General features: G+C 47.2%; 3 protein-coding genes. All 3 read right to left on the bottom strand.

All coding sequences use genetic code 11. From position 1 onward, the window contains the following. Positions 1–5,111: Calx-beta domain-containing protein (locus tag NCI00_RS29295; RefSeq protein WP_253533513.1), on the bottom strand; the 5,111-nt coding region annotated here is incomplete at its 3' end. 265 nt (positions 5,112–5,376) lie between these two features. After that, positions 5,377–5,673, bottom strand: a complete 297-nt coding sequence (locus NCI00_RS29290; RefSeq protein WP_253533512.1) for a DUF6916 family protein — start codon at positions 5,671–5,673, stop codon at positions 5,377–5,379. A 13-nt stretch (positions 5,674–5,686) separates the two neighbouring features. Continuing rightward, positions 5,687–6,175: a GNAT family N-acetyltransferase gene (locus NCI00_RS29285; protein WP_253533511.1), complete on the bottom strand. Its 489-nt coding sequence runs from the start codon at positions 6,173–6,175 to the stop codon at positions 5,687–5,689. Positions 6,176–6,181: the final 6 nt, after the last annotated feature.

Genomic DNA, 6,181 nt, shown 5'->3' with positions numbered 1-6,181 from the left:
GTGCCAGTACCGGTGCCCGAAGGCCCTGAAATGACTACATTTCGCCCGGAGGCCACTACCGAGCTCAGCGGCACCGTAAAGGTTTCGTTGGGTTCTACTTTTAGGTCACCGTTGACCACCACGTTAAAGGTTTTGGTTTCTCCAGCCGTGCCCGTAAAGTTGAGGGTTGTACTGTTGGCCACATAATCATTGTCGGCGATGGTCGCGGTACCGTTTGCAGTAACTGCATTCACCGTAAATGGTACATCCACGGCTTTATCCGAAGTAACTGTGAAAGTATAAGTTTGAGTCCCTGCATTGCCTTCTGCATTGGTCACACTGTTGATGCTCAGCGTCGCCTGGTCATCGTTGGTGATCGTGCCTACCCCCTGGGCATCAGCAATACTTCCATTACTGGCATTGCTGAGGTTGACAAAAAACGATTCATTAAGTTCTACCTTTTGATCTGCGTTGATGACCACCGTGATGGTTTCGCTGTTATCGCCGACGGCAAAATTAAGAGTGCCGCTGTTGAGTACATAATCATTATCGGCCGTCGTCGCCGTGTTGTTTGCCGTGGCAAAATCAATGGTCTCGGCGGTAGCCGTCCCGGTGCGCGTTACGGTAAAGGTAAAATTCGTTGTCCCTGCATTTCCTTCGGCCACTGTCATATCATTGATGGAGAAAGAAAGATCATCGTCCAGAATAGTGCCTAAACCCTGCGCATCGGACAGGTTCACGCTCGGGCTACCTAAAATATTGGTCAAATTCACAAAGAAGGTTTCGTTGGCTTCACCCACGGCGTCTCCGATCACCTGAACCGTAATCGTTTGGGTTTGTCCAGCACCGTTTGCCGGAAACGTTAATGTACCAGAATTAGGGGTATAATCTCCACCAGCGTTAGCAGTACCGTTGGCAGTGGCAAAATCAACCGTCACGGCGGAGCTAACTACTTGGCTGAGGGTTACGTTGAAGGTAAAAGTTGTAGTGCCCGCATTCCCTTCCGCCAACGCAACATCGTTGATAGAAATCGTGGCGGCATCATCGTTGGTAATGGTGCCAGTACCGGTGCCCGAAGGCCCTGAAATGACTACATTTCGCCCGGAGGCCACTACCGAGCTCAGCGGCACCGTAAAGGTTTCGTTGGGTTCTACTTTTAGGTCACCGTTGACCACCACGTTAAAGGTTTTGGTTTCTCCAGCCGTGCCCGTAAAGTTGAGGGTTGTACTGTTGGCCACATAATCATTGTCGGCGATGGTCGCGGTACCGTTTGCAGTAACTGCATTCACCGTAAATGGTACATCCACGGCTTTATCCGAAGTAACTGTGAAAGTATAAGTTTGAGTCCCTGCATTGCCTTCTGCATTAGACACACTGTTGATACTTAAGACAGCCTGATCATCATTGGTGATCGTACCCAAACCGGTGCCATCGCTAATGATGATTCCATCGGGTGCTCCAGAAAGCAGGACATTAAAACTTTCATTTGCTTCAACTGTTTCGTCGGCATTCACCGTAACATCAATTAACGCTGTGGAGCTGCCACCGACGGTGAAGTTGACCGTACCGCCGCTGATAGCAGTATAGTCGCCGTTGTTGAGGCTAATCACTCCGGTATTGACAGTCAGAGCAAAAGCATCTAGGGTATTGTCCCGACTAACGGTAAAGGTAAAGGTGGTGGTTCCGCCACTCCCTTCACTCATGGTTACGTCATTGATGGTAACAAGCGTAGGAGTTTTGAACCCAAAGTCCAGCGTGGTGTTGTTTTCCACAAAACTCGTGGAATAATTCAAGGTAATGGCTTGACTGGCGATTGAGCTGCCAATGGCATCCTGACCATTGTCATCGTTGTCCGTATTGTTGTCCGGATCAGGAGCTGCGCCACCGGGGCTTGAGATCAAGCCATTCAAGGGCTCGCCCGTTCCAAATTCAGCAGAAGGGATTTGCACGATGTAATCACCGGAGCAAAGGTTTGAGAAAAGGTATAGACCTCCACCGGCAGTGGTGGTGGTGCTTACAAAAGCGTCTGTACCATCCAGTACTCCCGGAATTGAGCCATTGTCCTGATAGAGATTGACCACTACTCCATTGATGCCCACATCGCCCCCGTCAAAGCTGTTATTTTTGTTGTTGTCACGGTATACCAGATTGCCAAGGCTGTGTTTGCTGAGTGGGGTCACCGTTGGGTTAACAGGGCTTCCAGCTACATCATCCGTCTGAATGGTGGTGAAGTTGCTGCCACTCACAGTGCCTTGATTGGAGATTTGACATACACCAGCAGGCAAAGGAGTATCGATGGATACTTGGAATTTGATTATAATATTTTGTCCGGCAGGCAGCAGAAAGCCTCCTACACCACCCACCGTTACAGTTTCTCCGGATAATACTACAGCTCGGCGAGCGGCTTCTTCCACTTCGTTGGTTGCCTTGGAAGGACCCGGAATGGTTGTCAGCGCATCGGGTTCATTTTTGACTTCTTCCCGCACTTGAGCTACTTCAACCTCAGGCCTATCTTTCTCTATAATAGCGAGCGGTTCGGCGGCAATGCGGGCGGCAGAGTGGCCGGGTGTAAGACAGGTAGCGGTACTAACAAAGTAGGCAGGAGTACCGGTTTCGGTTTGCAACATACCTCCTGAGTTAGTGTTGCCCCTATCTGCCCAATAGGTAGGGACGTTGGGGCCGTCGTCTCCCTGCAGGCGCAAATCACCCGAGGTAGGGTCAAGATCTCTAACCCGGATGGCTCGCGTGCCTGAAGGACCAGTGACATTGTTGTTTAGTACATCACTACAGAGGATGTTAAATTCATCATTAGCTACTCCGGTTCCACCCACTCTCAGTTCAATACCTTCTAAACTGGCTGCATCTCTCGTAATGTTATTGCCATCTACAAAAAAATCGAGGCGACCGGCTGTAGTTGTAGCAATCCGGGCAATTCCTAAGACGGTTTCTTGAGCATTGACACTGGAAATATTGCTATTGTCGCGGATTTCGTATTTGGCTGAACTGTTTTGTTCATGCAGCATTCGTATGGTCGCAAATATTGTAGCTGCAGCGTTACTATGGCCAATATTGGTATTGTTGTTCAGCCGAGCATTAAAAGTAGAAGTATTGAAAGTAGAGCCAAGCACTGCTACTTCTTGAGATGATTCGATGTCGGTGCAGTTGATGATATTGGAATTTATCGTTGCCGTACCTACTGACCCCACTTCAATCCCTGCCATAGGGGTTCCAAAACGCTGAACCTTACAGTTGTTAATGTTAATATTCATGGTAGAACTACCCTCAGCAATGACTTGGATACCTTTCGTGCCCGCTCTTTGGAAAAGGCTATTCGTAAGATTAATCGTAGCCGTAGCCGATGATTGAGTACGGGCTTCAAAACAATCCGCTCCGGTTGGGTCATTGAAAGTACAGTTATTTACCGTCAAATTAAGCGACCCGGTGTTGTTGATGAGGTGGAAAGTTCGAACGGCGGATGTTTGAAACGTAGAGTTGGTAATGGAACAGGTGCCACTCAGGTTGCGGAACTTCAGGGCATTTTCATCTTCAGAACTAGCATCACCATTGTTCACGGCAGTACAGTTGTCCATGGTAAGATTGCTCACATTCAAGCCCACAATACCGTGCTCTTTAGTAGCCCCGATGTCAATATTATGAAATGCAACCGTATTTACTATATTCATGTAAATAGCCGCAAAACAAGCCGCTACATCGTCTTCGTCGCATTGGGTATCAAAACCGGCATCACTGACTGAATTGGCAGAAGGCAAACTCATGTTTCTCAGGGTGATGTTGGTAGCGTTCCTTATCTCAATACCCCGGCCGGAAATATTGGTCAAAGTACCGCCGGAAGCATCCGTAGTTCCCGTACCCGTTACTTCAAAGCTACCCGTGGTAGTGAAGATACTAATGGCATTGGCAGAATTGGAAGCGGTAATACTTTGGATAATCACATCCAAAGCACCATTGTTAAAATTGACCCCTACACCTCCGGTATTTGTAATGCTAACTTCCCGAACCAAGGCAGAGGTAAAGTTATTCCCTTGCAGCGCCGTACCACCGGTGTTGTTGATATTGACCCCACGCACTTGGTTCTGTGACTGCATGTTGATGTTGTTGAGAGCCTGATTGATGGTCGGGCGGGTACCATTAACCGTAGGAATGGTCGCGGGTGAAATAGGTGGGTGAGTGGAAAAAGTAACGCCGGCCAAAGCCGCCAGGCTCGCACCTACTGCACCTTGTCCGATCAGTTTTTGCTGCCCCAATAAAATCGTGCTAAGTGTATTGGTATAAGTACCGGTATAGACAAAGATATTGTCGCCCGGATCATCCAGAGAAGTTGCGTTGAAGGCGTTCATGCTATTCCAGGGTGTACTAAGGCGCCCATCGCCTCCAGCGGGAGCGCTGGCATTGATGAACCAAATCATGCCAGTCATTGTAATGGTGACCGTATTAGTGGAGGTGAATGTACCATCGGAGATAGTATAAGTGAACGTAGTGGCACCTGTAAATCCCGGATTGGGATTAAATGTGAAACTACCATCGGCAGCAAATGTAACCTGCCCCTCCGTACCGGTCTGATTAACTGCGGTTACACTGATCACGTCGCCTGCATCTAAGTTGACATCATTTGAGGTAAGTCCCGATGCCGCAGGAACAGAAATAGATACGTTACCTACGGTAGAATAGGCATCCTTAACCGCAATTGGTGCCGATTTGACTGAGCCGGGTACCAACGTAGTATTGGGATCAACGGTATCTGTAAAATTCACCGCAGTGGCATCGTCCGGACCCGTATTGGCAATGGTGACTGTATACTCAATGACATCACCGGGGGTAGGGCCCGCAGTACCGTTGTCTGTTCCTACCAACACGGCGGTTTTAATGGCTGTAACGGCCGGTGCCAACAACGTGGCCGTACCTTGAGTGATGACGGAAGAAGTAACCGGTTCGGTGATAAATGGGCTGGGGCGACGAGGAGAGGCAGGAAATGTCCCTTTGGTGGCATTGACAACATGAGGATTTGAACGTTGCGTTGTGCCATTGACCAAAAGCGTTTCCTCCGGCGGATTCAGCATTCCAATCAGTAAACTGAGCAGAATACTCACAGAAAAAGGTAGTGTAAATTTCATGACATAGAGCTTTTCTTTGTTTGAGAAGTAAATCTGATTTTAATTTATGGGCAGTAATTATGCACCCATAATTCAATAAAATGGCCTTAAAAACTCCGCCTGATTTCAATGTGATTTAAGTTGAATTCAAGGTATCTAAGGTCATAAAATGCAATGTTATCAATGATTTATATTTAATGCATTTTGGTTTATGCATTGTTATTGTCCTGTGCTTTCCATCCTACCTTTTACAGAGCGATTGGTTCATTTGCTCCCGATGTTTATGCTAACTTATAACCACCTCATAGCGCATACCTTTTGTACCAAGTCCGATGGGTACCATAAAAAGTACCAGCTCGCCTACGGTGGGGTGCACCAGTACAAAAGTTCCCTGTAAATAGTAGGTTTGAGTCAGCCCCGTCTCAAATTCGAGCGTAAATGGCTGACGAAATTTATCTGATTCACTTCCCCATGTCGATACCCGTGTAAGTTGGGAAGACTGAATTGCGTCAGGCGTAAAACGAATAGAAAAGTTTTGGTTTAAGTAGGGTTGAAAATCAGCAACAGTAATTTTTTCTACCATAATAAATAGTGTTTTAAGGAGTATTGGCCGCTGGCTTCCACTCATATAAGTAATACACAGAATTAAACTCCCCAATTTTTCGGAAATTGAGGCGTTTATAAAGTTTCATAGCGGGGTTATTATATTCCACATGAATAGTTACTGTTTTACCTAATTCTGCTCCTTTGTTAAGCACCGATTCGAGCATTTTTTTTCCAATGCCTCTACGGCGATAATCGGGTAATAAAGCAATATCCATTATCCTGACTTCGCTGGGGCTGTAGTTCCAATGTACATACATCCTACCCACAGCAACTCCATCATTCTCAATAATTTGCAAATTTGCACCTTGATAAAACTCCTGATAATACTGGTGCTGGGCCATGAATTGCTGCGTCAGAAACGCTCGTTTATCGGCTTCACTCCATTCAGGCACCAGGGCCATTTCATCGGCCCTGGTGCTGGCATAAATGTCTAATAGCGTAGGAAGGTCTGCTTCCGTGATGGGTCTCAACGATACCATACTTTA

It is taken from the genome of Runella salmonicolor (assembly GCF_024158025.1).
Taxonomy (GTDB): Bacteria; Bacteroidota; Bacteroidia; order Cytophagales; family Spirosomataceae; genus Runella; species Runella salmonicolor.
This window is presented reverse-complemented; position numbering and strand designations above follow the sequence as displayed.

Bases quoted from the DNA above. Each gene is read 5' to 3' on its own strand.
- NCI00_RS29290 (WP_253533512.1), bottom strand. From the start codon at position 5,673: ATGGTAGAAAAAATTACTGTTGCTGATTTTCAACCCTACTTAAACCAA.
- NCI00_RS29285 (WP_253533511.1), bottom strand. From the start codon at position 6,175: ATGGTATCGTTGAGACCCATCACGGAAGCAGACCTTCCTACGCTATTA.